This window comes from Nonomuraea sp. 10N515B, from assembly GCF_052245915.1.
Taxonomy (GTDB): Bacteria; Actinomycetota; Actinomycetes; order Streptosporangiales; family Streptosporangiaceae; genus Nonomuraea.
This window is the reverse complement of sequence record NZ_JBQQBQ010000003.1, coordinates 102,520-127,388: the sequence shown is the minus strand read 5'-3', so window position 1 is coordinate 127,388 and position 24,869 is coordinate 102,520. Positions and strand designations below refer to the sequence as shown.

General features: G+C 69.9%; 23 protein-coding genes and 1 tRNA gene. 11 read left to right on the top strand and 13 right to left on the bottom strand.

Translation table 11 applies throughout. From position 1 onward, the window contains the following. Position 1: 1 nt before the first annotated feature. From ACTWQA_RS05100 to ACTWQA_RS05075, 6 genes are all read left to right on the top strand, one after another. Complete coding sequence (locus tag ACTWQA_RS05100) at positions 2-916, top strand: carbohydrate ABC transporter permease (RefSeq protein WP_443158124.1); 915 nt, start codon at positions 2-4, stop codon at positions 914-916. 2 nt (positions 917-918) lie between these two features. Next, a complete protein-coding gene (locus ACTWQA_RS05095; RefSeq protein ID WP_443158123.1) occupies positions 919-1,773 on the top strand; it encodes a carbohydrate ABC transporter permease in 855 nt (284 codons plus the stop codon). Between the two features lie 9 nt (positions 1,774-1,782). Next, the gene (locus ACTWQA_RS05090) at positions 1,783-2,058 is read left to right on the top strand and encodes a 4a-hydroxytetrahydrobiopterin dehydratase (RefSeq protein ID WP_443158122.1); all 276 of its coding nucleotides are present in this window, start codon (positions 1,783-1,785) and stop codon (positions 2,056-2,058) included. A gap of 98 nt (positions 2,059-2,156) precedes the next feature. Beyond that, positions 2,157-2,717 carry a superoxide dismutase family protein gene (locus tag ACTWQA_RS05085; RefSeq protein WP_305916461.1) on the top strand — a complete coding sequence of 187 codons (561 nt, stop codon included), beginning with the start codon at positions 2,157-2,159 and terminating at the stop codon, positions 2,715-2,717. A 47-nt stretch (positions 2,718-2,764) separates the two neighbouring features. Beyond that, positions 2,765-3,865, top strand: a complete 1,101-nt coding sequence (locus ACTWQA_RS05080; protein ID WP_443158121.1) for a low temperature requirement protein A — start codon at positions 2,765-2,767, stop codon at positions 3,863-3,865. Continuing rightward, entirely contained in the window at positions 3,862-4,191 is a 330-nt protein-coding gene (locus ACTWQA_RS05075; protein ID WP_443158120.1) for a nuclear transport factor 2 family protein, read from the top strand. The genes ACTWQA_RS05080 and ACTWQA_RS05075 overlap by 4 nt, the downstream gene beginning before the upstream one ends. 19 nt (positions 4,192-4,210) lie before the next feature. Here ACTWQA_RS05075 and ACTWQA_RS05070 read toward each other — a convergent pair whose 3' ends face one another. Further along, positions 4,211-5,680 carry an AAA family ATPase gene (locus tag ACTWQA_RS05070; RefSeq protein ID WP_443158119.1) on the bottom strand — a complete coding sequence of 490 codons (1,470 nt, stop codon included), beginning with the start codon at positions 5,678-5,680 and terminating at the stop codon, positions 4,211-4,213. A gap of 54 nt (positions 5,681-5,734) precedes the next feature. Next, entirely contained in the window at positions 5,735-6,580 is an 846-nt protein-coding gene (locus ACTWQA_RS05065; protein ID WP_443158118.1) for a spermidine synthase, read from the bottom strand. Positions 6,581-6,605: 25 nt separating this feature from the next. Here ACTWQA_RS05065 and ACTWQA_RS05060 point away from each other — a divergent pair, with 25 nt between their 5' ends. From ACTWQA_RS05060 to lat, 3 genes are all read left to right on the top strand, one after another. Continuing rightward, positions 6,606-8,141: a penicillin-binding transpeptidase domain-containing protein gene (locus ACTWQA_RS05060; RefSeq protein WP_443158117.1), complete on the top strand. Its 1,536-nt coding sequence runs from the start codon at positions 6,606-6,608 to the stop codon at positions 8,139-8,141. Between the two features lie 20 nt (positions 8,142-8,161). Next, positions 8,162-8,809, top strand: coding sequence for a PAQR family membrane homeostasis protein TrhA (gene trhA / locus ACTWQA_RS05055; RefSeq protein ID WP_327589404.1), 648 nt, complete (start codon positions 8,162-8,164; stop codon positions 8,807-8,809). A 98-nt stretch (positions 8,810-8,907) separates the two neighbouring features. Next, positions 8,908-10,182 (top strand): L-lysine 6-transaminase, encoded by a 1,275-nt coding sequence (lat, locus tag ACTWQA_RS05050; RefSeq protein WP_443158116.1) that lies wholly within the window; start codon positions 8,908-8,910, stop codon positions 10,180-10,182. On the opposite strand, the gene ACTWQA_RS05045 is transcribed toward lat, so the two are convergent. The 9 genes from ACTWQA_RS05045 to ACTWQA_RS05005 all read right to left on the bottom strand — a co-directional run bounded on the left by ACTWQA_RS05045 (position 10,172) and on the right by ACTWQA_RS05005 (position 20,005). Then, positions 10,172-11,398: an NAD(P)/FAD-dependent oxidoreductase gene (locus tag ACTWQA_RS05045; RefSeq protein ID WP_443158115.1), complete on the bottom strand. Its 1,227-nt coding sequence runs from the start codon at positions 11,396-11,398 to the stop codon at positions 10,172-10,174. The genes lat and ACTWQA_RS05045 overlap by 11 nt on opposite strands. A 63-nt stretch (positions 11,399-11,461) precedes the next feature. After that, positions 11,462-11,686: a helix-turn-helix domain-containing protein gene (locus ACTWQA_RS05040; protein ID WP_090938928.1), complete on the bottom strand. Its 225-nt coding sequence runs from the start codon at positions 11,684-11,686 to the stop codon at positions 11,462-11,464. 158 nt (positions 11,687-11,844) lie between these two features. Then, a tRNA-His gene (locus tag ACTWQA_RS05035) sits at positions 11,845-11,920 on the bottom strand. A gap of 68 nt (positions 11,921-11,988) precedes the next feature. Continuing rightward, complete coding sequence (gene orn / locus ACTWQA_RS05030) at positions 11,989-12,582, bottom strand: oligoribonuclease (RefSeq protein WP_305916442.1); 594 nt, start codon at positions 12,580-12,582, stop codon at positions 11,989-11,991. Between the two features lie 68 nt (positions 12,583-12,650). Beyond that, a complete protein-coding gene (locus ACTWQA_RS05025; RefSeq protein ID WP_443158114.1) occupies positions 12,651-13,715 on the bottom strand; it encodes a DUF2510 domain-containing protein in 1,065 nt (354 codons plus the stop codon). A gap of 49 nt (positions 13,716-13,764) precedes the next feature. Continuing rightward, entirely contained in the window at positions 13,765-15,183 is a 1,419-nt protein-coding gene (locus ACTWQA_RS05020; RefSeq protein ID WP_443158113.1) for a hypothetical protein, read from the bottom strand. Positions 15,184-15,204: 21 nt separating this feature from the next. Then, positions 15,205-16,824, bottom strand: coding sequence for a serine/threonine-protein kinase (locus ACTWQA_RS05015; RefSeq protein WP_443158112.1), 1,620 nt, complete (start codon positions 16,822-16,824; stop codon positions 15,205-15,207). Between the two features lie 114 nt (positions 16,825-16,938). Next, the gene (locus ACTWQA_RS05010) at positions 16,939-19,281 is read right to left on the bottom strand and encodes a protein kinase domain-containing protein (protein ID WP_443158111.1); all 2,343 of its coding nucleotides are present in this window, start codon (positions 19,279-19,281) and stop codon (positions 16,939-16,941) included. Between the two features lie 85 nt (positions 19,282-19,366). Then, positions 19,367-20,005 carry a pyridoxamine 5'-phosphate oxidase family protein gene (locus tag ACTWQA_RS05005; RefSeq protein ID WP_443158110.1) on the bottom strand — a complete coding sequence of 213 codons (639 nt, stop codon included), beginning with the start codon at positions 20,003-20,005 and terminating at the stop codon, positions 19,367-19,369. A 71-nt stretch (positions 20,006-20,076) separates the two neighbouring features. Between ACTWQA_RS05005 and pdxR the strand changes: the two genes are divergently transcribed. Then, entirely contained in the window at positions 20,077-21,453 is a 1,377-nt protein-coding gene (gene pdxR, locus ACTWQA_RS05000; protein WP_443158109.1) for a MocR-like pyridoxine biosynthesis transcription factor PdxR, read from the top strand. Here the strand turns inward: pdxR and ACTWQA_RS04995 are convergent. Both ACTWQA_RS04995 and ACTWQA_RS04990 read right to left on the bottom strand, forming a co-directional pair. Next, on the bottom strand, positions 21,434-22,579 hold the full coding sequence (locus ACTWQA_RS04995; protein ID WP_443158108.1) for a DegT/DnrJ/EryC1/StrS family aminotransferase: 1,146 nt from the start codon (positions 22,577-22,579) through the stop codon (positions 21,434-21,436). The two genes, pdxR and ACTWQA_RS04995, sit on opposite strands and share 20 nt — an antisense overlap. Beyond that, positions 22,576-23,658, bottom strand: a complete 1,083-nt coding sequence (locus ACTWQA_RS04990; protein WP_443158107.1) for a GNAT family N-acetyltransferase — start codon at positions 23,656-23,658, stop codon at positions 22,576-22,578. The genes ACTWQA_RS04995 and ACTWQA_RS04990 overlap by 4 nt, the downstream gene beginning before the upstream one ends. A gap of 155 nt (positions 23,659-23,813) precedes the next feature. Between ACTWQA_RS04990 and ACTWQA_RS04985 the strand changes: the two genes are divergently transcribed. Continuing rightward, entirely contained in the window at positions 23,814-24,863 is a 1,050-nt protein-coding gene (locus ACTWQA_RS04985) for a phosphotransferase family protein (RefSeq protein ID WP_443158106.1), read from the top strand. Positions 24,864-24,869 lie beyond the last annotated feature (6 nt).

Below are 24,869 nucleotides of genomic sequence, written 5' to 3'. Positions count from 1 at the left end.
GATGGAGCGGTTGCGCAGGTACGGGTTCGTCGCCGGATTCCTCGTCGTCCCCGTCGCCCTCTATTCGGTCTTCGTCATCAGCCCCTATATCCAGGCGTTCCAGCTCTCGCTGACGAGCTGGAACGGATATTCCTCGGTCGTGCGCTACGTGGGGCTGGACAACTTCGGCCGGTTGTTCGAGGACGAGGTGTTCTGGCGGGCCCTGCGCAATCACGGACTTCTCCTGCTCGTCCTGCCGGTCGTCACCCTCGTCATCGCGCTATTCCTGTCGTTCCTGCTGAACCTGGGCGGTGGCACGCGCGGCGCGGGCATGAAGGGCGTGTGGGGGTCGACGTTCTACCGGGTGGTCTACTTCTTCCCCCAAGTGCTCGCCGTGGCCGTGGTCGGGGTGCTGTTCCAGGCCGTCTACCGGCCGGACGAGGACGGCGTGCTCAACGGCGTGCTCGGCAGGTTCGGCGTCGAGCCCGTCGGCTGGCTCACCGAGCCGGGACTCGCCCTCTGGTCGATCATGGCGGTGATGGTCTGGCAGGCGGTCGGGTTTTACGTCGTGCTCTTCTCCGCGGGGATGGCCGCCATTCCTCGGGACTATTTCGAGGCCGCGGCGCTCGACGGCGCCGGGCGCGTGCGGCTGTTCTTCTCGATCACGCTGCCGCTGCTGCGCGACACCGTCCAGGTCGGCTGGATCTATCTCGGCATCGCCGCCTTCGACGGGTTCGCGCTGATCCTGGTGCTGGCGGGGGACAAGGGCGAGCCCGACGGGGCCACGACCATTCTCCCGGTCACCATCTACAAGACGGCCTTCGCCTTCAACAAGGTCGGGTACGCCTCCGCGATGGGCGTGGCGTTGTTCTTCCTGACCGTGACGTTCGCCGTGCTGACATTGCGTACCACCAGGCGCGAGAGGATTGAGCTCTAGACATGGCCGCGCGTGACATCGGCCGGCCGCGGCCCAGTGTGCTCAGTGGGCTGTCGCACATGGCGCTGGCGGTCTGGGCATTGCTGATCATCGCGCCGCTGGCGTGGACGTTCCTGGCGTCGTTCAAGACCAACACCGAGATCTTCGGCGACCCGCTGCAGTTGCCCGGCGCGCTGCGGCTCGACGCGTGGGGCCGGGCCTGGGACAAAGCGCACATCGGGCAGTACATGCTCAACACGGTCGTCGTCGTGTTCTTCGGTACGGCTGGGACGATGGTGTTCGGGTCGATGGCGGCGTATGTGCTGGCGCGATACCGCTTCATCGGCAACAAGCTGATTTATTACTACTTTGTGGCCGGTTTGGCGTTCCCGGTCTTCCTGGCGCTGGGACCGCTCTTCTTCGTCGTCAAGCAGGTCGGCCTGCTGAACTCGCACCTCGGCCTGGTCCTGGTTTACATCGCCTATTCGCTGCCGTTCACGGTGTTCTTCTTGGCGGCATTTTTCCGGACATTGCCGGATGCTGTTGCCGAGGCGGCCCTCATCGACGGCGCCTCGCACACTCGCACGTTCTTCCAGATCATGGTCCCGATGGCCAAGCCCGGCCTGATCAGCATCACCATCTTCAACGTGCTCGGCCAGTGGAACCAGTACCTGCTGCCCCTCGTCCTCCTCGCCGGCGACCCGGACAAATGGGTCCTCACCCAGGGCATCGCCAGGATCTCCACCTTGGCCGGGTACGAGGCCGACTGGCCGGGCCTGTTCGCCGCCCTCAGCATGACGATCCTGCCGGTAATGATCGTCTACATCATTTTCCAGCGTCAGATCCAGTCCGGGCTCGGCACGGGGGCACTGAAATAAAGTGCAGTCATGGACGTCGAGAGCAAGCTCAAAGCCCTGCCGGAGTGGCGGCGCGAGGGCGAGGAGATCCGGCGCACGGTCACCGCGCCCGACTTCCCCGCCGCCATCCGCATCGTCGACGAGATCGCGGTCAAGGCCGAGGAGCTCAACCACCATCCCGACATCGACATCCGGTGGCGCACGCTGCGTCTGTCGCTCACCACCCATGACCAGGGCGGCCTCACCGACCTCGACTTCACCCTGGCCGCGATGATCGACGACATCGCGGCGAGACACGGCGCTTGAAAGACTTGGCGGCGAATACCCAGAGTAGTGGGTCGATTACTCGTTAGAGTGGGTGCTTTCTCCGAGCCTGACAGCGGCTCGGCCGATGAGGAGATCTCATGCGCGTGCCCACCGTCCTGTTCATCCCGCTCGTCGCGATCGGCGCCGCCGCCTGCGCGGGCCCGTCGGCCCCGCTGCAGAACGCCCCCGCGCGGGGCGCATCCGCGAACAGCCAGCTCTCGCTGTCCGCCGCCGGCGACTTCACCCTGTCCGACACCGACGCCATCGTCTACGACCGCAAGCTGGCCCCCAAGGGTGCTCAGGCCAGCGTCACCGCCGAGTCCTCCGGCGGCCAGACCCGCACGTCGCTCGTCGTCGAGGGATTCCTGCCGAGCCACACCTACGGCGTCCACCTGCACGCCAAGCCATGTGGCAAGAAGCCCGACGACGCGGGATCGCACTACCAGCACCGCCAGGGACAGATCGACCCGGTCAGCGAGGTCTGGCTGGGCGTCGCCACCGACGCCCAGGGCGCGGGCCGCTCGACCGCCCGCAACCCCTGGGCGCTGGACCCCAACCGGCTGCCCCACTCGCTCGTGATCCACGCCAAGCCCACCGTCACCAGCGGTCCGAAGGCCGGCCAGGCGGGGGACCGCGTCGCCTGCCTCACGCTACGCTAAGCCCGGCAGGCAGGGCATAATTACACAATTACATAGCGGAGGTATGAGTGACCAGTAGCCGCCAATGGCAGCCACCCCGATTAAGACTCTTCGAGGACGCCCACCGCCGCGCCACCTGGCTCGAGTTACTCTACGACCTCGTCTTCGTCGTGGCCGTAGCGGAGCTGGCCGCGGTGCTCGCCGAAGGTGACAACGTCGGCGCGTTCGTGGGGCTGTTCGTCCCCATCTGGTGGGCTTGGGCGGGATACGTCTTCTACGCCAACAGATTCGACACCGACGACGTCAGCCACCGGCTGCTCGCGCTGCCCCAGATCCTGGCGGTGGCGACCATGGCCGCCAGCGTGGGCGACATCGAGCACCGCTCCGGGCTCTTCGCGATCGCCTACGCGGTGGCCCGGGTGCTGCTCATCGTGGCCTACGCCCGCGCCGGCCGCCACGTGCCCGAGGCCCGGCCGCTGACGGTGCGCTACGCCGCCGGGTTCGCCGCGGCCGCGGTCATCTGGCTGGCCTCGCTCGCCGTCGAGCCGCCCACGCGTTACTGGTTCTGGGCCGTCGCCATCGTCATCGACCTGGCCACGCCCCTGCTGGCCCGCCGCTACCAGGGCAAGCTGCCTCCGCAGACCGAGCACCTGCCCGAACGTTTCGGTCTGTTCGTGGTGATCGTGCTCGGTGAGGTCGTCGCCGCGGTCGTCGTCGGCCTCAAGGGCCACGACGTCACGCCGGGCACGCTGCTGATCGCCCTGGCCGGCGTGGCCGTCGCGATGGGCTTCTGGTGGCTCTATTTCGGCCACCTCGACGAGTCCGTCGTCCTGCGCACCCGGCTGGCCGGGCAGGTGTGGGTCTACTCGCACCTGCCGTTGTCACTGGGCCTGGTGGCCTTCGGGATCGGCATCGAGCACGCCATCGCCCACCCGTCCAGCACGAGCTGGGCCATCGGGCTGCCGGCCGCGCTGGTGTTCGCCGTGCTCGGGGTGCAGCACCTGTGCTCGCTCGACCGCCACGCCGCCGTCATCCGCCTGGCCGCCGCCGCGCTCACCCTCGCCACCGCCGCGCTGCCCACCGCGGCTGCGCTGCCGCTCATTCTCCTGTACGCGGCCGCGCAGGTGGCGTACGTCCTGCTCCGACCACGACCGGAAGGCGCCGCATGACCACCAAGGACCTGTTCGACCGCCAGCTGGCCGCGATCGCCGGCCAGGACCTCGAGGCCCTCCTCGCCCAATACCACGACGATGCCACGGTGATCCGCTTAGACCGCGTCGCCAGGGGCCCCGCCGAGATCAGGGAGTTGTTCACGGCGTATCTGTCGGCGAAGCCCCAGGTCGACGAGATCGTCTCGCTGCAGGTGACCGATGACGTGATCTTCTACAACGCGGTGATGACGATCGGCGGCAACCGGGTGACGACGTACGGCACGCTCGTGGTCAGGGACGGCCGGATCTGGCGCCAGACGGCCGCCGCCCTCCCGGTCACCTGATCACCGACGCCGTAGGGGATCACTCACCCGTGTAGAGCCGTTCGAGATCCACCAGCTGAACCTGCCCGCCGCTCTTCGCGGCAGCGGCCCGGAGGGCGGGCATGAATCCGGCGGCGCTGAAGAGAGTGATCGCCTTGGGCTCCCTGCCACGGGCTTTCAGGAGGGCCGAGATCTTCTCCATCCGTTCGAGGTGCGCCATGCCGAGCGTGTCACCCCACGTGGCCTCCCCGATGGCCAGGAGGTTCCCGGCCTCGTCCATCGATACGAGATCGACCTCGTGGCTGGTGCGTGAAGCAGGTTCGTGAACGACGCCGGACAGCACCCGGACGGCCAAGCCGCCGAGTGTCTCCTCGGACGCTATGTCGTGCGCCCATGTCCGGCACATGTGCTCGAAGACCGGCCCTGCGACGGCGCTGCGGAAACGGGGTTGGGCGGCCTGCCACAGGCGTTCGGTGCGGCCCGGCCGCACCTGTTCGAGCTGGGCGAACATCGGTCTCATGATCGAGTGGTAGAAGCGGACCAGCGGCTCGATGATGCGGTAGGCCGAGCGGTTCTGGCGGAACGCGTCCGGCTCGACGGCGAGCAGGCCTGCGTCGGCGAGGACGGTCAGATGGTGGGAGATGTCGGTTGCCTTGCGCTCGATCCTGCTGGCTATGGAACCTCGTGTGCAGTTTCCCTCGGCGACCGCCGCGAGCACCGTGTGATAGAGGCCGGTGTCCCTGAGCGTCGGATCCTCCGCCAGAAGGAATCTGACCTCCCTGAAGAGAGAGCTCGCCGGGTTGAGCACATGATTGATCACCCAGTCGTCGAAGTCCTCCATACGTGCGGGTGCCGCTCCGCGCAGGAACTCGGACTTATAGGCGGGTGTGCCGCCCACGATCAGGTAGACGAGCGCGGCGAGGCGATGGTCGTCGAGCCCCCAAAACTCCCTGGCCGCGCGGAAGTCGAAGGTCGGCACAATGAGCTCCATAGAAGCCCGGCCACGGAGAGGGGCCGATCCCGTCAGCAGGTTGCCCATGAACGAAATCGACGATCCACAGAGCAAGATCCGCGCACGGGACTCGCGGCGTTCCCTGCGCCGGGGTGACAGTGCCCGCTGGAGCACCGACGGCAGCTGCGGCGCCCCGCGCACCATGTAGGGGAACTCGTCGAGGACCACGGGCGTGGGGCGGACCTTGCCCAGTGCGAGCAGGCCGTCGATGGCTTCTTCCCAGCTTGCGAAGCGGATTGGCCCGGGCGAGCCGATGTGCCGCCCTAGCGCCTCACCGAGTTGCCTGAGTGATTCCTCGGCAGAGACGACTTCGGTTGCCGCGTAGTAGAAGCCTTCCGTGGCCTCGCATACGGCCTCGAGGAGGAACGTCTTGCCCTGGCGTCGGCGACCCGACACGATGCCGAGGCTGGCCCCAGGCTGCTCGTCGGAGACGAAGTTGGTGAGCTGGGCCCACTCCCACGTGCGATCGAACATGTCCGCGGGCTTGGGAATGCGCATGGGCACCTCCTAGGAGCACGATTATAATAAGTGTGCTCCTAAAAGAGTGCGGGATCATCCGAAGACGGCGGGCGGGGGCACCGGGGCCAGGACGGGGTCGCCGTCCCTGATGGGATAGGCCCCGGCGACGAAGTTCGTCAGCGCCTCCCCATGCACGCACCTGGCCTGCGTCAGCCCGCCGGCCGCGCGCCGCGTGAGCAGGTCCACCGGCAGATCCGTACGCGAGGCCGCCACGATGAGATTCCCGAAGCGGCGCCCCCGCATGACGCCCGGTTCCGCCAGCAACACCACATGGTGGAACGTGGCGATCACCGTGGCCAGCAGGCGCCTGGCGAAGGCCAGGCCCTTGCCGTCGGCCAGGTTGATCAGCAGGGTGCCGTCCGGGCGCAGCACCCGGGCGATGTCGCCCATGTACTCGATCGTGGCCAGCTCCACCGGCATCGTCGCCCCGGTGAACGCGTCCAGCACCACCAGGTCCGCCGTGGCGTCCCACACCTTCGCGGCGCCCTCCCGGCCGCCCTCCACGATGACCTTCAGCCGGGGCACGGAACGCAGCTCCAGCTGCTCCCGTACCAGATTGACCAGCAGGCCGTCGGGCTCGATCACGATGTGCCGGGAGCCCGGGCGGGTGGCGGCGACGTAGCGGGGGATCGTGCAGGCTCCGCCGCCGACATGGACGCAGCTGAGCGGTCCGTCCTGGAGAAGGTCAATAACGTCCGCCATGAGACGGACGTACTCGAATTCGAGGAATGTGGGATCTTTGAGATCCACATACGACTGAGGTACGCCATCCTTGGACAGCACCCAGCCGTCCTGCCTGTCCAGATCCCGGAGGAGTTCCACCTCGCCGAACGTCACCGGATAAAGGCCGGGCATCGGTTCCCGCTGTCCACGTGTCACGCTGATCCCTCCTGGGAGAAACCGTATGCGACGACGAAGGCTGATCGTGCTCGTTATCGCGGTTGTCGCGATAGTCGGGGCGAGCACGTTCGCGGTCTTGGCGTCCAACCGGGTCAAGGGGAGCCCCTCGAGAACGGCGGCCGCGTACTTCGAGGCGTGGCGCAAGGGGGACATCACGGGCATGGAGCGGCTGGTGTACCAGCCGCCGGCCGACTTCGTCGTCCGGCATCGGGCGTTGTCGGACGAGCTGCACGTCGAGTCCATCCAGCTGACCCCGGCGCCGTTGAAGAGCATGGGGGACGGGTCCGCCGAGGTGCCGTTCGCGGGCGTGCGGGAGCTGACCGAGTTCGGGGCGTGGCCGTTCGACAGCACGTTGCGGCTGGCCGTGCGGGACGGGGTGTGGAAGGTGTTATGGGCGCCCGAGACGCTTCACCCGCTGCTCAAGGACGGCGGAAGGTTGGAGCTGGGCGAGATCGACATGGTGGGGGCCGAGCTGGTCACGAGCGAGGGCGACCGGATTCCTCACGACAGCTACGCGGAGGCGTACCTCGAGCGGCTCAAACCCGAGTTCGCCGAGGCGAACCAGGGCTGGGAGCTGGTGCTGAAGGTTCCGGGGCAGCCGGACCGGCCGTTGCTCAGCAAGCAGGCCGGGGCGAACGTCGAGCAGACCACGTTGTCGCGGCCTGTCCAGGCGGCGGCCGCCCGGGCGCTGGACGGCGTGGAGGACTCCGCGATCGTCGCCATCCGGCCGGGCACCGGCGAGATCGTGGGGCTGGCCGACCGCCTCGAGGAGAACTTCAGCGCCGTGCAGGACGTCTTCCCGCCGGGCTCCGTCTTCAAGACGATCACGGCTGCGGCGCTGCTCAAGAACGGCCTCGAACCGTTCTCGGAGGTCTCGTGCCCGGGCAGCTACACCATCCCCGGCCATCGGACCGTCGACAACGACGGGGCGGTGGATCGCGGCCTCATCAGCTTCACCGACGCGTTCGCCCATTCCTGCAACACGACGTTCGTCGAGCAGGCCACCACCAGGCTGAGCCCGAAGGACCTGGTGGAGACGGCGAACGAGTGGGGGTTCGGCCGGCCGATCATGACGGGCATCGGCGGGAGCTGCGGCTCCGTGCGGGAAACCGACGACGTGGACGCGTTCGCCGAGGACGTGATCGGCCAGGGCGAGGTCGTCACCACCCCGCTGTGCATGGCGGCGCTCGCCGCAGCCGTGCAGAGCGGCGTGTGGCGCTCGCCCAGACTGCTGTCGACGGAGCAGGTGAGTCGCATCGACGGCACGCCGCCACCCGAGCCCGCGCCCATGGACGAGGGGATCGTGACGGCGCTGAGGGACATGATGCGCGCGGTGGTGGACTACGGCACGGCGGCCGACACCGGGTTGCCGGAGGGCGTGGCGGGCAAGACCGGCACGGCGGAGGTGGTCGACGGTGAGGATCACGCCTGGTTCGTCGGATACCGCGACGACCTGGCCTTCTGCGTGTTCGTCCGGCACGGCGGCAGTGGTGCCGCGACCGCCGCTCCCATCGCCGCCCGCTTCTTGAATGGGCTCTAACCTACGGTACCGTAGGTTACATGACGACCATCACCGTTAAGCCCAGGCTGCGAGGCTGGTTGCACACTGGAGCGCTGCCCGTGACGCTGATCGCCGGGTTCGTGCTCGTGGCGCTCGGCCCGACGTTGCAGGCCCGTGTGGCCTCCGCCGTCTACGCACTCACCTCGGCGTTGTTGTTCGGCATTTCGGCCACCTATCACCGCAGCACGCTCGGCCCGAAGCTGGCCGAGTTCCTGCGCAGGGTCGATCACGCCAACATCTATTTGATCATTGCCGGGACTTATACGCCCTTCGCCTTGCTGGCCCTGGACGGGGTGGCCCGGGTGGCCGTGTTGGGCGTCATCTGGGGCGGCGCGCTGGCGGGCGTGTTGTTCCGGGTGTTCTGGATGGGCGCGCCGCGCTGGCTCTACACCGTGCTCTATCTGGCGCTCGGCTGGACCGCGGTCTTCGTCATGCCGCAGCTGCTCGAGGGCGCGGGCGTGGCCGCCGTCGTGCTGGTGGCCGTGGGCGGCGTGTTCTACTCGGCCGGCGCCGTCGTGTACGGGCTGCGCCGTCCCGACCCGTCGCCCCGCTGGTTCGGCTTCCACGAGGTGTTCCACGCGTTCACCGTCGCCGCCTACCTGGTCCAGTACATCGCGGTGTCGATCGTGGTCTACTCCCACGCATAAAGAACTCCACTTTGTGGGTAGATGTACCGTAAATATTACGCATGTGTCGGCGTTCCGCCGGAGGAACGTACGGCCCACCTGCCCACAGTGGAGTGGACATGGACGTACACACCCGCCTTGCCCGCCACCTGCTCATCGACGGCTACCGTCTGGTGCTCGACCTGGAGCTGAGCCGCGGCTCCTGGCTCGTCGACGCCCGCAACGGCCGCCGCTACCTGGACTTCTACACCTTCTTCGCCTCCGCCCCGCTCGGCGTGAACCCGCCGTTCGACCCCGACTTCGTCCAGCTGCTCGGGCAGGTCGCGCGCAACAAGCCGGCCAACCCGGACATGTACACCGAGCACCTGGCCGACTTCGTCGACACCTTCGTCCGCGTGCTCGGTGACCCCGAGCTGCCCCACCTGTTCTTCGTCGAGGGCGGCGCCCTGGCCGTGGAGAACGCGCTCAAGACCGCCTTCGACTGGAAGAGCCGCCACAACGAGGCCGCGGGCCGCCCGCGCGAGCTGGGCACCAAGGTCCTGCACCTGACACGGGCCTTCCACGGCCGCAGCGGCTACACCATGAGCCTGACCAACACCGAGCCGGGCAAGACCGACCGTTTCCCCAGATTCGACTGGCCGCGCATCGACGTGCCCGCCATCCACTTCGGCGACGTCGAGGCGGCCGAGGAACGCGCGCTGGCGCAGGCACGGGAGGCCTTCGAGCGCCATCCGCACGACATCGCCTGCTTCATCGCCGAGCCGATCCAGGGCGAGGGCGGCGACAACCACATGCGGCCGGAGTTCCTGCAGGCCATGCAGCACATGTGCCACGAGTACGACGCGCTGTTCATCCTCGACGAGGTCCAGACCGGCGGCGGGACGACCGGCACGCCGTGGGCCTACCAGCAGCTGGGGCTGGCACCCGACGTGGTGGCCTTCGCCAAGAAGGTCCAGGTCGGCGGGATCATGGCGGGCCGCAGGGTCGACCAGGTCCCCGATAACGTGTTCCAGCTGAGCGGCCGGATCAACTCGACGTGGGGCGGCGGCCTGGTGGACATGGTCCGCAGCCGCGGCATCCTGGAGATCGTCGAACGCGACGGCCTCATCCAGCGTGCCGCCACGCTGGGCAGCGTGCTGCTCGAACGCCTCACCAAGCTGGAGGCCGAGCGCCCCGAGGCGGTGTCGGGCGTGCGCGGCCGTGGCCTGATGTGCGCGTTCGACCTGCCCGACCAGGCCGCCCGCGACGCCCTGGTGACCCGGCTCAGGGACGACCACGGCGTGCTCGTACTGCCCTGCGGCCCCCGCTCAGTGCGCCTGCGCCCGGCCCTCAACATCCCTGAGCCCGACCTGGACCACGGACTGAGCGCCCTGGCGGGCGCGCTCACGGGGTGACGCTGGTGGCGGCGCGGCGCGGCCCGAAGTAACGCCAGAAGAAGTTGAGCAGCACGCTCACCCGGTTGCGCCCGCCCAGCAGGTAGGCCACGTGAATGAAGATCCAGGTCAGCCACGCCGGCAGCCCGCGCATGGTCATCCCGTTGCGGAACTGGAGCACGGCCTCCGCCTTGCCCACGGTCGCCATGATGCCGGGATCGTCGTAGGAGAACGCCTGCACCGGCCGTCCCTGCGCCGCCGCCAGGATCTGCCTGCCCACGTGCTTGCCCATCTGGATCGCGGGCTGGGCGAGCTGGGGCAGCGGCTCCGGCGGCCCGGCGAGGTCGCCGGCCACGAAGATCTCGGGGTGGCCGGGGACGCGCAGCTCTTGCGTGGTCGTGATCCTGCCGCCCTTGCCTTGCGGCAGTCCCCAGTCGGCCACGTCATCGGGCGCGGTCACGCCGAGCGCCCACACGGTCAGGTCGCTCGGCAGCCGCGTCCCGTCGGTCAACACCACCGCGTCCGGCTCCACGGACGCCAGCGTGGAGCCCAGATGCAGCCGCGTCCCTCGCTTGCGCAGCGCGGCCGCCGCCGCGTCCCGCAGCCGCGGCTTGTACGGCGCCAGCACATAGTCGAACCGCTCGACCAGGCTCACGCTCGTCTGGGAGGGCTTGATCTCCGGATGCGTCAGCGGCAACGTGCGCCACCGCAACTCGGCCAGCGTGCCCGCCACCTCGACGCCGGTCGCGCCCGCGCCCACCACCACGACGTGAGTGCTCTCCCGCCGGCCCGTGGCCGTGTCCTCCAGGCATTGCTGCAGCCGCCGCCGAAGGTTGGCCGCGTCGTTGAGCGAGTAGATCGGCAACGCGTTCTCCCGCGCACCCGCCACGCCGAGCCAGTTGGTCGTGACGCCCGTCGCCAGCACCAGGTAGTCGTACTCCAGCGAGCTGCCGTCATCGAGCTCCACCCGCCGCTCCTCGGCCAGCACCTTGCTCAGCCCGGCGTGGCGCGCCCGTACGTTCGGCCATCGGGCGGCGAACGTGCGAATCGGGTAGGACACGTCGGACGTGCCCATGCTCGCCGTGGCCACCTGGTAGAGCAGCGGCTGGAACGTCGAGTACGGCTTCCGGTCGACCAGCGTCACCAGCGCTCCGCCCTTGGCGAGCGCCCGCGTCGCCTCCAGCCCCGCGAACCCTGCCCCGACGACGACGACCCGCGCTCTACGCGTCATGCTCATGGGACTCCTATGACACCGCCGACGGCCTTTAAACCACAGGGAGGTCAGTGACGCCGGGCACGGCTACTGCCGGCGGGACAGCCAGAGGCCGATGGCGGTGACGCGGGAGTCCACGCCTAGCTTGGCGTAGATGCGGTTGACGTGGTTCTTGACGGTCTTCTCGCTGAGGAACAGTCGTTGCGCGATCTGTCCGTTGGACTGACCCGTGGCGATGAGGTCCATGACCTCGGCCTCGCGTTTGCTCAGGGACGTGAACACGCTCTCGAACGCTGCGTCGTCGACTCTCATCCGGCCTCCGGGGGCGCGAAGACGGTCAGATCGCCGAGGGCCCCCGTGCTTCCGGCGTTAGCGGTAGACAGCGAGCATAACTCGCATTGTCATGATTTGGGGGCGTAGTCGGGAGAAAACGACGACGGCCGGTCCATCTAGGACCGGCCGTCGTGCAGTGGGGTGAGTGAAGGGACTTGAACCCTCGACATCCAGGACCACAACCTGGCGCTCTGCCAACTGAGCTACACCCACCACGGCCACCCGCTACGCGGCGGCACAGGAAAAGTGTAGCGGGATTCGGGAGTCTTTACGCCACTCCTTTAGCCGCTGACACGCTCTGCCAGCGATCTCGCGGTCGCCGAGTCGGGTCCCGGCTGCTCCACGAAGATCGCCGCACGGTAGTAACGCAGCTCCCGGATGCTCTCCGTGATGTCCGCCAGGGCCCGGTGTCCGCCCTGCTTCTCCGGCGCGGCGAAGTAGACCCGCGGATACCAGCGGCGGACCAGCTCCTTGATCGACGAAACGTCGATCATCCGATAATGCAGAAAAGCATCCACGGCGGGCATGTCCCTGGCCAGGAACGTGCGGTCGGTGCCGATCGAGTTGCCGCACAGCGGCGCCTTCTTCGGCTCGGGCACATGGCGGCGGATGTAGTCGAGCACGAGCGACTCCGCCTCCGACAACGTCACCCCGCTGCCGAGCTCGGGCAGCAGCCCGGAGGCGGTGTGCATCTCGCGCACCACTTCCGACATCTGCTCCAGCGACTCGGGCGGCGGCTTGATGACCACGTCGACGCCCTCGTCCAGCTGATTGAGCTCGCTGTCGGTGATGACGCACGCCACCTCCACCAGCGCGTCCCGCCCGAGGTCGAGCCCGGTCATCTCGCAGTCGATCCAGACCAGCAAGTCACTCATGAGATCTCCTCGCCCAGCGGCTCGGAGCAATCCGCCCGCTTGTTACCCCACCAGCCTAGTGCCACTGCTCACGCGGGCTTGAGCGAGCTCAAAACCTTGCCCACCACGTCCGTGCCCAGATTGTCCGGTACGGAGATGTAAAGGAGGGCCGGGCGCTCACCGGAGCCGCGATCCATGAGCACGAGCGCACCGCTCTCCTTCTTCCACTTGTAGCCCTTCTCCTCCGACACCTTGGTGAAGTCGAGCTCGAACTGCAGCAGCCACGCGTCCCGATCGCCGATCTTCATGGCCTTGTCCGCCACGATCTTGGTCTCGTGCGGCGGCGCGTAGAACCTGGAGAAGTCCACGAAGACGGCCTTCGCCGTATCTCCCATGCCGGCGGCGCCGCTATAGGGGTAGAGCTCGTTGAGCAGCCCCGAGTAGACGTTGCCGACCCAATCCTCGTCATCGACGAAGTTCTCCTGTGACGTGGCCTGCACCCCGGCCGACCACAGCTGCTGCGTCGGGCTCGGGGTCGCGGGGTTGAGCTGCGCGGGCACCGTCCAGCCCTCGGGCACCGGGTAGGAGATGCCGGCCTGCGCGTCGGTGATCCGGCCATCGGCCGGCTGAGGAGGCGGCTGGCCGGTGCCCTGGCTGGGCGGCTCGTTGGACGGCGGTTCGTTGGTGGGCGGCTGCTCCTGGGGCGCCGACGTCTCCGTCGGCGCCGACATCGGGATGTCGTTGCTCCTGTTGACGAGGAAGATCCCGCCCACCACGATCAGCGCGAGCACCACCAGCGCCGCCAGTCCGCCGAACACCCAGGGCAGCGGATTGCCCTGCTTGGGCGGCGGGCCGTAGCCGGGGCCGGGCAGCTGCGCGCCGCCCCACTGCTGGGTGGGCGGCGTGGGCTGGCCGTAGGCGGACTGCCCGAAGGTGGGCTGCCCGTACTGGAGCGTGGGGTTCGCCGGCGTCGCCGACCAGTCGGGCCGCGACTGCTGCTGCGGCCCTGAGGCGGCCTGCGGCTGCGGTTGCTGGGGCCCGGAGGCAGGCTCCTGCGCATGGGTGGCGTCGGTCCACTGGTTGCCGTCCCACCAGCGGAGCTGGGGCTCGCCGTACGGGTCCGGGTACCAGCCCGCGGGGGTCTGCGAGGTCATATTCGCCAGATTAGTAAGAACCGCTTTGATATGCATCGCTGAGACGGCATCAACACTTGTACGTGAAGCTGGCCTTGTCCGTACGCACCGGTCCCGGCGTCAGGATCCGCAACGTGGCGGTGGCCTTGACGTTGCTCTTGCCCGACAGCGACCACCTCAGCGGCAGCGTGTAGGACGTCTGGTCGGAGTTCGTGCGCAGCGATCCCTTGACGACTTCCTTGTCCAGGTTCTTGCGCCATTCGAAGGTGATCTCGCCGGGCGCCCCGTTGGTGACGACCTTTCCGGTGATCAGGACCTTGCTGTCGCACCCCTGCGTCTTCTTCGGCGCCACGACGTCGATCGACTGGACCACCAGCTCGGGCGTGCTGCCCAGCTTGAACCAGGCCAGGATCGCCCCCGCCATGATCGCGGCGAAGACGGCCGTGGCCCAGATCGTCCGCCACCGCCGCGCCCGCGAGGCCCTGGGCCGCTTGCCACCCGGGCGGTGCACCGTGGACGCCTCGCCCCGTCCTGCCCGCCAGATCCGCTCCGCCGTAGTCTCCGGCCGCTGCTCCTGCGTGCCGATCCCCGGCCCGAACTGCAGGGGCCGCGCCCCTCGGCCGGGCACGTGCAGCAGCGTGACGATGTCGCCCTCGTCTTGGGGCAGGGCAGGTGGTTGCGCGTACGCCCGCGGCTGCGCGAACGCCGACCTGCCGCGTGCCGCCCGCACCAGCCCCTCCCGGCTGATCGCGCCGCCGGGCAGCGCCGCCTGCTCGCCGAGCAGCGCGTTGCGTGCGGCGGCCAGGCCGAGCGTGCCCGCCATGGCCGCGACCCGCTCGAACAGCTGAGCGGCCTGCGACGCGCCTGCTTGCCGCGCGTCAGACCCGGAGGAGCCGGCCTGTGGTGAACCCGGCGCGACGGAGCTCGCGGAGCCCGAGGAGGCGGCCAGACCGCGGGCGAGCGCCGCCCACCCGGCCGCGTCCCGCTCGGGCCGGGACACCTGGCCGCGGATCGCGTCGGTCAGGCCGCGCTCGGACAACAACGCGGCGCCCTCCGCGGTGATCACCACGGTGCCTGGGTGCACGGAGCCGTGCGTGATCCCGGCGGCGTGCAGCGCGATCAGCGTTTGGGCGGTCTCCACCAGGGCGGACGCCGCGCCCGCCGGATCGACAGGGCCACTGGCGAGCAGGTCGGCCAGCGTGGGGCTGACCGCCTGGCCCGTGAGCAACCACACCTGGTCGCCCGCCGCCACGACGTCGGCCACCGGAATGAGGCCGGTCATCCCGCCCAGCACGAGCCGCTGGTCGGTCATGACCGCCTGGACGACGCGGTCACGGACGCCGGGCAGCCCGATGATCTTCGGGTCGAAGAGCAAGGCGCCGGCGCGGCGGCCGTCAGGCGAGATCGCGTCGATCCAGTTGCCCAGCTCGGTCATCCAGGTGTGTTCGGTGAGCCGGAATCCGGCGATATCGGTCGTAGGGTTGTTCATCGCCGTCGCCCCCCGACTCTGCTAGTGCTTCCTTCTGTGGCGGCCCGCCATACGGCGTCTCACCGCAAGTGTGACCGGAACCGCGCCGGACGTCATCAGGCCGAACGCGACGAACGCGGACTGCGCCATGCCGACAGCGTCGATCCTGGGCTCCTCGGTCGGCACCTGGTCTCCCGGATTCTCCGGCGTTGTACTCGTCGGCGGTGTGGTCGACGGCGTCGTCGGCGGCGTGGACTGAGTCGGCGGGGTCGTCGGACGGCTGGTGGTCTGGGTGGGCGTCGGGGTCGGCGTCGGGGAGGCCGGCGGACGGGTGTCGTCCGGCACGCTCATCGTGCCGCTCGCCTCGGGCTCGGCGCTCTCGCTCGGGGTGGAGGCCGGCTTCTTGGTCTTGGCGGGTGTGGGCGTGGCCGTCGTGGTCGGAGCGGCGCTCGTCGTCGGCACCGGCGGCGGGGTGTCGCTGGTCGTGGCCGTCGGCTCCGGCGTGCTTTCTTCTGGCGTGGTCTCCTCCGGCGTGGCCGACGCCTCGTCCGTCTCGGCCGGCTCGCCCGTGTACGGCGTCGCCGGGCTCGGCGTCGTCGTGGTGGTCTGCGCCTGGAGCACGGGCTCGTCGGCGGAGGACGTCGCGATGATCACGACGGCGCCGATCAGCACGCCGGCCGCGAGCGCGCCGATGGCGAGTTTCGCGGGGAGCTTGCGCAGCACACGGGTCGGGTCGCGGAAACGGGTCTCGGCGAGCGACGTCTGCGTCTCCGCAGGGTCCGCGAGCGGGCTCGGGAAGAGCAGGACCAGCAGACCGGCGAGAGCCGCCAGGCGGCGACGCCCGCGCTCCTCCCAGTCGGGGCCGTACCCCTCGGCCGCCACGGCCTCCAGCTCGGTCAGGAACGCCTCCGCCGACGGCGGGCGCTCCGCGGGGTCCTTGGCCAGGCCGCGCTCGACCAGGCCGCGTAGCGCCGGGGGCACCTCCTCGACCGGGGCCGACGCGCTCTGGTGCTGGCGGGCCAGCGCGGCCATGTTGGTCGCCCGGTAGGGACGGCCGCCGGTCAGGCACTCGAAGAACACCACGGTGGCGGCGTACACGTCGGTCGCGGGCCCGGCGGGCGCGCCCGACCACTGCTCGGGCGCCATGTACGGCGGCGTGCCCGCCACGCTCGTCTCCTCGCCCGCCTTGACGGCGATGCCGAAGTCCACGAGCTTGCTGGTGCCGTCGCCCTCCACCATGACGTTCTCCGGCTTGAAGTCGCGGTGCACGACGCCGATGGCGTGCGCGGAGGCCAGGCCCTGGAGCGAGCCCTTGAGCACGGTCAGCGCGGCCTCGGCCCCGGTCGGTCCCTCGGACCTGAGGAGCTCGCGGAGCGAGACGCCGTTGATCAGCTCCATGATGATCGCCGCGCCCTGGCCGGACTCGACGTAGTCGATCAAGCGGGCGTGGTGCGTGCTCTGCAGCGTGGCCAGCAGCCTGGCCTCGTGCCGGAAACGGGCGACGAAGCCCATGTCGGATCTCAGCTCGTCGCTGAGGTATTTGATGGCCACTTCCACGCCGTCGTAGTCGCGTGTGGCCAGCACGACACGACCGGCGGCTCCTGAGCCCAGTTCGCGAACCCCGGTGTAGCCGGGGACCCCCCATTGCCCCTCGCCGTACATAACGGCCTCCTCTGGACTTGTCTGGGCCCCCACCCGCATCAAACGGATGCGTAGCTTAACCAGAAGGAACCGCATTCTCGCTACCAACATCCTGATAAGTCTGGATTACGACTTTTAGTCGATCTTGCCGGGAGTGTCGGATGTCTCGGGGCGCGGCTCCTTCGTGGGCTCTTCCTCGGACGGGCACTCGGGCGTGACCCCGCTGGCCGTGTCGCTGCCGTTGCCCGCGGCCGGGTCCGTGGAGGCGGTCACCGACCATTTCGTGCCGCACGGAAGCTGCTTGACCGGGAGGGTGAAGGTCCTGGTGTAGGACGTCTCGCCGGACAGCGTGTCCGATTTCGTTTCGCCGAGCTCGCCGGCCGAGAACGACACGCTGAGCCGTACCGGCTGGCTGTTTGACGTGAGCACCTGGACGGTCGCCGAGAGACCGTCGCCGGGGCCCGCCCGCACGATCGAGACTCGCCGCACCTCCGGCGGGCAGGCGACCGAGGTTCGCGCGGTTTCCGTCCGGCCGCCCGCGGTCACCTTCACCGACAACGTCGCGCCGCAGGGGCGGGATCTGAAGGTGTGGGTGAGGGTCCGGGTGTAGGAGGTCTGGCCGGACAGGCTCGCCGTGCGGGTGCCGACCGGGTCGCCGTTCACCGCGAACTCGGCCTGGACCGGGATCTCGCCGGTGCCGCTCGCCGTCACCCTGATCCTGGCCTGGGCGGCGCGGGCGGGCGCGGCAGGCAGCACGAGGCTCACCCGCAGCCCGGTCACCCGCGTCGGGCAGCGCGGCACGGACACCGATGCGGTCCTCTCGCCGCCGGGCGCCGCGGGTGAGGTGGAGACGGTCAGCGTGACCGTCTTGCCGCACGGGCGTTCCCCCATGGACCAGGTGAGCGTCCGGGTGTAGGTGGTGGAGCCGCTCAGGCGCACGCGCTCGGTGCGGCCGTCCGTGCCGGAGGCCGCCCAGGTCGCGGTGGCGGTGACGGCGGCGGTGCCGCTGGCGCGCACCGTGACCGTGGTGGTGGCGACACCGTCGTCGTTGACGGTGAGGTCGCCGAGGCCGATCGCGAGCACCGACGTGACCGGCGACGGCGTGATCACCGTGGGCGTCGGGATGACGGTGGGCGTCACGGTGGGCGTCACCGTCGGCGTCACGGTGGGGGTCGAGGTGGGGGTGGAGGTAGATGTCGGGGTCGGGGTCGGGGTGGGCGTCCGGGTCCGCGTGGGCGTGGGCGTGGGCGCGGGTCTGGTTGACGCCGGTGGGGACGCGGCGGGGCTCTCCTCGGGAAGGACCGCCTCGGACGTGTTCTCCGGGCCGGGCTCGGGCGTGCTCTCCGGCGTTTCCTCGGGCGTCCCCTCAGGTGTCGTCGGCGGGGCCGAAGCGGGCTCCGGGGTGATCTCGGTCGGCGGTACGGCCGCCGCCGCGCCGATCGGCCCACCGGGCGGCCGCTCCCTGTTGGCCACCACGACCACCACCGCCACCGCCACGGCGGCGGCCAGCGCGCCGCCGATCGCCACCCGCGCGACGGAGCTCGCATTCGAGCGCAGCCCGCGGAAGACCGTCCTGGCCAGCGACGTGGACACCTCCGGCGTGGCAGCCGGTGGCGGTGTCGGCAGCAGCAGGGCGAGCAGGGCCACCAGCGCGGCCAGCCGCCGCTTGCCCCGCTCCTCCCAGTCCTCGCCGTACGCCGCCAGGGCCACCGCTTCCAGCTCGGCCACGAACGCCAGCGCGCTCTCCGGCCGCTGCCCCGGATCCTTGGCCAGGCCGCGCCTGATCAATCCGCGTACCGGTTCGGGCGCGTCGTGGAACGGCACCGGGGCATGGATGTGCTGGTAGCCGAGCACGCTGGGCTCGGTCGAGCGGTATGGCCGGTGCCCGGTCAGGCATTCGAAGAAGACCGCGGTAGCCGCGTACACATCCGTCGCGGGCCCGGCGGGCGCGCCCGACCACAGCTCGGGCGCCATGTACGGCGGCGTGCCCTCCGGATGCGCGACCGCGCCCTGCCGCACGGCGATGCCGAAGTCGACGAGCTTGCTGATCCCGTCGTCCCTGACGATCACGTTCTCGGGCTTGTAGTCGCGGTGCACGAGGCCGAGCGTGTGCGCCCTGGCCAGGCCCAGCAGCGAGCCCTTCAGCACGACCAGCGCCGCCTCCGGCTCGGTCGCGCCGTGCTCGCGCAACAACGCGCGCAGCGAGACGCCGTTGACCAGCTCCATCACGATGGCCGCGCCGCCGGCGTCCTGGATGTACTCCCACATCGTGGCGATGTTGGGGTCCCTGAGCGTGGTCAGCAGCCGCGCCTCGGATTGGAACCTGGCCAGCGCGGCCGGATCACGCAGCAGGTTCGCCGAGAGGTACTTGATCGCGACCTTGACGCCGGTCTCGTCGTGTACGGCCAGCACGACCCGCCCGCTGGCGCCCGCGCCTAATTGTCTGATCTCCGTGTACCCGGGAGCACTCCACTCCATATGCCTCTCCCATCAGGAGCCGGCCCACCTGATGAGACGTGCGATCAAGGAGTCGGGTTTGCCAGGTGGTACCTGATTTATGGAACTACTCCCGATGGAGGATGTGAACAGGAGCATCGATACCTTCTGGGAGCAGCGGATCTGGCTGAGGCGCGCCCCACCCGGTCACCAGGGGCAGCACGCCGGCCCATACCGGAAGGGTGTAGTCCTCCTCCTCGTCGATCGGCGCGCCGCGCCGGATCTTGACCGAGGCCTCCTCCAGGGACAACGCCAGCACGGCCGTGGCGGCCAGCTCCTTGCGCGACGGCGGCCGGGCGTAGTCCCACTGGCCGGGCGCGAGCTGCTCGGTCAGCGCCCGCAGCCCCGTCAGCCGCTCATCCGGGTCGGTCACCAGCCTGGCCCGGCCGTAGATGACCGCCGAGCGGTAGTTGACGGAGTGGTGGAAGATCGAGCGGGCCAGCACGATGCCGTCCAGATGCGTGACCGTGACGCACACCTCGCCGTCACCGGCCGCGCGCAGGGACCTCGCGCCCGTGGAACCGTGCAGATAGAGCGTTTCGCCGAGCCGGCCGTAGCCGGTGGGCACGACCATCGGGTGACCGTCGACGACGACGCCCAGGTGGCAGATCAGGCCGGTGTCGAGCACCTCGTAGAGATCGTTCCTGTCGGCGCTGCCGCGTTCCTTCGAGCGGCCGAGCGTGGTGCGAGGAGTGGTGGAGAGCATGATTCGACCGTAGTCGCGAAGTGGACCTATCCTGTAGGGCCACTATCGACCCCTTCGTAGGGACCACTTGCGTGCGTACGTCTGTTGACCTGCCCGTTTCTCTCTCGCGTGACAGCGCCGAGCCGCTCACCGCGCAGCTGGCCGACTGGCTGCGCCGCGCCATGCTGGACGGCGCGCTCGCGCCTGGCGAGCGGCTGCCGTCCACCCGGGCCCTCGCGGCCCAGCTGGAGGTGAGCAGGACCGTGGTCACGGAGGCCTACCAGCAGCTGTACGCGGAGGGGTGGCTGGACGGGCGGCACGGCTCGGGGACGTTCGTGGCCGACATGGAGGCGCCCACGCCGCCCCACGAGACGACGTACGTGCCCGCGCCGCCCACGCCTCCGGCCACCTGGATCGACCTCACGGCCGGCGAGCCCTGGGTGCGCGACTACGACCGGGCGGCATGGAAGCGGGCCTGGCGCAAGGCCGCCGACCTGCCGCCCCGCGCCGCGCCCGACCCGCACGGCCTGCCGCGTCTCAGAGAGCTGCTCGCCGACCACCTCCGACGGGCCAGAGGCATGGCCGTCGGCCCGGAGAACATCCTGGTCACCAGGGGCACCGGCAACGGCCTCGACCTGTGCGCGCTTGCCCTGCTCGGCGGGGGCGCCCGCGCCGGCGTGGAGGATCCGGGCTACCACGTGGCGCGGACCGTGTTCGCGGCCCGGGGGGCCGAGATCGTGCCGTGCCCGGTGGATGAGGACGGCGTGATCGTGGACGGGCTGCCCGCCGATCTGCGCGTGCTCTACACGACGCCGGCCCACCAATACCCCCTGGGCGGGCGGCTGCCGATCCCGCGCAGGGAACGGCTGCTGGCCTGGGCCAGGAGCACGGGCGCGACGATCATCGAGGACGACTACGACGCCGAGTTCCGCTACGACGTCGCCCCGCTGCCCGCGCTCTACGGCCTCGACCCGTCCCGGGTGGTGCTCCTCGGCACGCTCTCCAAGACCCTGACGCCCGACGTCGGCGTCGGCTGGCTGGTCGGCGACCCCGAACTCGTCACCAGGATCGCCCGCCTGCGCCGCGCCGTGGCCGACCGCACCAGCGGGCCCGTCCAGCAGGCGGTGTCGACCCTGCTGGAGCGCGGTGACCTGGACCGGCACCTGCGGCGCATGCGGCTGGAATACGCCCGCCGCCGCGCCGCGGTCGTCGAGCTCCTCGGACCCGTCTGCAGGCTGCGCGGCGACACGGCCGGGCTGCACGTGCTGGCGGAGCTGCCCGCGGCCGTGGTTCCCGCCTTGGTCGAGCGGGCCAGGGAACGCGGCGTCCTGCTCGACTCGACCGGCCGGCACCACCACGGGCGGGAGCGGCTGCACGGCCTGGTGATCGGCTACGGCTCCGCGTCGCTCGCCGACGTCCGCCGCGGTTGCCGCATCCTGGCCGACCTGATCAAGAACGCCCCCCGCTGACCCCGCCGGCAGGAAGCGGTGGCGCGGGCTCCAGGCGGCGCAGGACGGGCAGGGCGCGGCCGGCGTAGACCGGGTCGACGGGGAGCACATGCCGTGCCCACCAGCGGGCCGGGAGCGGGTCCGGCGACGGCTCGGTAAAGGCCGGGGCGTAGTCGTCGTACGGGGGGTCGTACAGGTAGCCCGTGGCGACCCCGTGCCGCTCCAGCTCCGCGATGGCCGCGTCCCTGTCGCGCACCAGCAGCGGGACCCGGAACAGCGGCTGGTCCAGGTTGTCCCGCACGGCCGGCGCCACGGTGGGCAGCTCGGCCAGCCGGGCGACGCCCGCAAGCCGCCGCCCGCGGTCGGCGGGGACCTTGGCCAGGCGCCGGGATTGGTACCAGCGGGCCGGCGCGCCCCGGCGGGCGCGGTAGTCGTGCAGGTCGGCGCGTACCCAGGGGTCGAAGGGCGGCAGCGAAGGGGTCTCCTTGAGTGCCGCATCGAGCCTGTCGGGGTCGAGCGGGATACGGTAGCCCTCGCGTTCCTCCTGCATGCCGAGCGCGCGCATGAGCGCGAGCGCCGGGCGTACGAGGTCGAGCTTGAGCGCCGCCCGGCGGGCCATGGAGGTGGCCACGCCGATCAGGTCCGCTTTCCACGACCCCGTGACGAGCAGCTGGTCGCGGGCGCGTTCGAGGGCCCGCAGGTCCGGCTCCCGCGCCACCGCCAGCACGCCGCCCGAGCCCGCTCCCGGATGCTTGGAGAGGCTGAAGACGCCTGCCTCGCCGAGCGTCCCCAGCGGCCGCCCGCCGACGCTCGTCTCCATGGCGTGCGCCACGTCCTCGATCAGGATCTTCCCGGCGAAGGCCTCGGCGCGGTCGGGCAGTCCATAAAGATTGGTCGTCAGCACCACGTCCACCGCGGCGAGATCGACCCGGTCGGCGTCGATGTTGCCGTCACGTGGCGACAGCGGCGCGATCACCGGGCGCAGGCCGGCCGCGAGCACCAGGAAGAGGATCTCGTCGGCGGAGATGGGCGACATGAGCAGCCGCTGGCCGGGCGTGCACCAGTGGCGCAGTGCCAGGTAGAGGCCGAGACGGTTGGACGGCAGCGGCAGGCAGTGACGGCCCGTGCGCTCTGCGATGTGTTTCACCGATGTATGACGGTACGGAAACGCCCGTAGGTTTTCAACGCCTTGTCCGCGGTCTTGAGCAGCAGCGGGCTGGCCATCACGGTGGCCCGGGTCTTGCGTGCGGGCACGCGCATCATCCAGTGGACGCCCGCCGCCGCGCTGGCCCTGGCCACCCGGCCCTCGGCCACCTCCAGCTCGCCGGTCTTGAGCTTGTCCTTGTATTCCTTCTGGCCACGGCCCATGTCGATCACTTCGATCCCGGCCGCGGCGGCCTGCTCGGCCATCGCGAGGTGGTGGATGAGGCCGGGGGAGTATTTGGCGAAGCGGGTGTCGTAGGCGGGGAACCAGCCGGCGAGCGTCGTCCGCGTGCGCACCCCGAAATGCCCGGCCACCGGCTGGTCGTCCACGTAGACCATGTCGAGCACTCCGGCGAAGGTGTCCGACCGGGTCGCCAGCAGCCGCTCGACCAGCTCGACGATCCACCGGTGCGCGAACCTGTCGGTGCGTCCGGTGCGCCGGTATTGGTCGGTCTTCCAGCCGAGCAGGGTGCGCAGCGGCGCCAGGTCGGTGGTCGCGAAGTCGTGGCGCAACGTGCCGACGTCGCGCTGGAGCTTGCGTGACTTGGCCAGGGTGGTCTTGTACGTCTTGCCGGAATGCTCCCTCAGCGCCATGGTGTAACGCTCGTACCCGTCGCGCAGGTCGATGATCGGTGACGGGTGGCGCTCGTGCCGGGCGCCCAGCAGCGGCTGCCCGGACACCAGGTGGTCGAACTCGTAAACCGCGAGCCCGCACTCCTTGATCAGCCGGCGCGCGTCAATCTCGAAGTCCTTGGCGTGGATCAGGCCCTGGGCGTCGGTCAGTCCCGCGGCGACCGGTTTGCCGATGCCCAGCGGATGCCGTTCGAAGGGGAAGAATCCCATGATTTCGGAACCGTCGTACAGGATGGCGACCTGGACGAGATCTCGCAGCTCACCCACCGTGATCGTGAACTCGGGGGACAGGAACGGATTGTCGAAAGCGGGGTTGGACTCCTGTAGAGCCCGCCATCGACTCACTTCGGTCGGTCCCAGCTCACGGGGGAGGGCAAGGGTGACGCGCATGGGCTCCTACTGACGGCATGCTTCCTGCTCCGGCGTGCGGGCAGACAAGTACGCCCAGCCTAAGGGTTGTCCTCACTGCTCAGCGACGTGGCCGGGGATTCTTACAGAATTCTCAGATGGCGTTGCGAACAGAGTGACGTTCTAATGTGGTGTCCATGACCGTACCTGGCATCGACCGGCCCCGCCTGGTCCAGTGGATGGGCCGGAACGTGCCCGACGCGGGCGAGCCCCTGTCCGTCTCCCTCATTTCCGGCGGCAGGTCGAACCTGACCTATCTGATCGAGGCCCGCGAGCGGCGGTTGGTGCTGCGTCGCCCGCCGCTCGGTCACGTGTTGCCCACCGCCCATGACATGCGGCGCGAGTGGCGCGTCATCTCCGCGCTCGCGCCGACGCCGGTGCCGGTGCCGGAGCCGGTCGCGTTCTGCGCCGACGAGGACGTGATCGGGGCGCCGTTCTATCTCATGGGGCACGTGGACGGCACCGCCGTACGGACCAGGGAGGAGCTCGGCGACCCGGAGTCGTCGCCCGAGCGGACGCGGCGGCTGTCGGAGCGGCTGGCCGAGGTGCTGGCCGCCATTCACGCCGTGGACTACCGCGAGGTCGGGCTGGGCGACTTCGGGCGGCCGGACGGCTACCTGGCCAGGCAGCTCGACCGGTGGTGCCAGCAGTGGGAGCGGTCGAAGACGGCCGACCTGCCGGAGTACGACCGGCTCGTGGAACGGCTGCGCAAGCGCCTGCCCGCCGAGCCGGCCGCGGGTGCCGCGGGCTCCGGCACGCTGGTGCACGGCGACTACCGGCTGGACAACACGCTGATCCGGCTCGGCGATCTGGAGATCATGGCCGTGGTCGACTGGGAGATGTCCACGCTCGGGGATCCGCTGGCCGATCTGGGGCTGACGCTGACGTACTGGCATGATCGCGGGGACGAGGAGCGGGCCAGGATCCCCGTGGCGGGGGACGTGACGGTCGCGCCCGGGTTCATGAACGGCGCCGAGTTCGCCGGCCATTACGCGAAGGCGTCCGGGCGGGATATTTCGGATCTCGGGTTTTATGTGGCCTTCGGTAACTTCAAGCTGGCGGTCATCGTGGAGGGTATCCACGCGCGGTTCCGGCAAGGTAAGACCGTGGGGGAGGGATTCGACGGGATCGGCTCCGCCGTGCCGACGCTGATCTCCCGCGCACACCGCATGCTCGACCAGGCTTGACCGCAC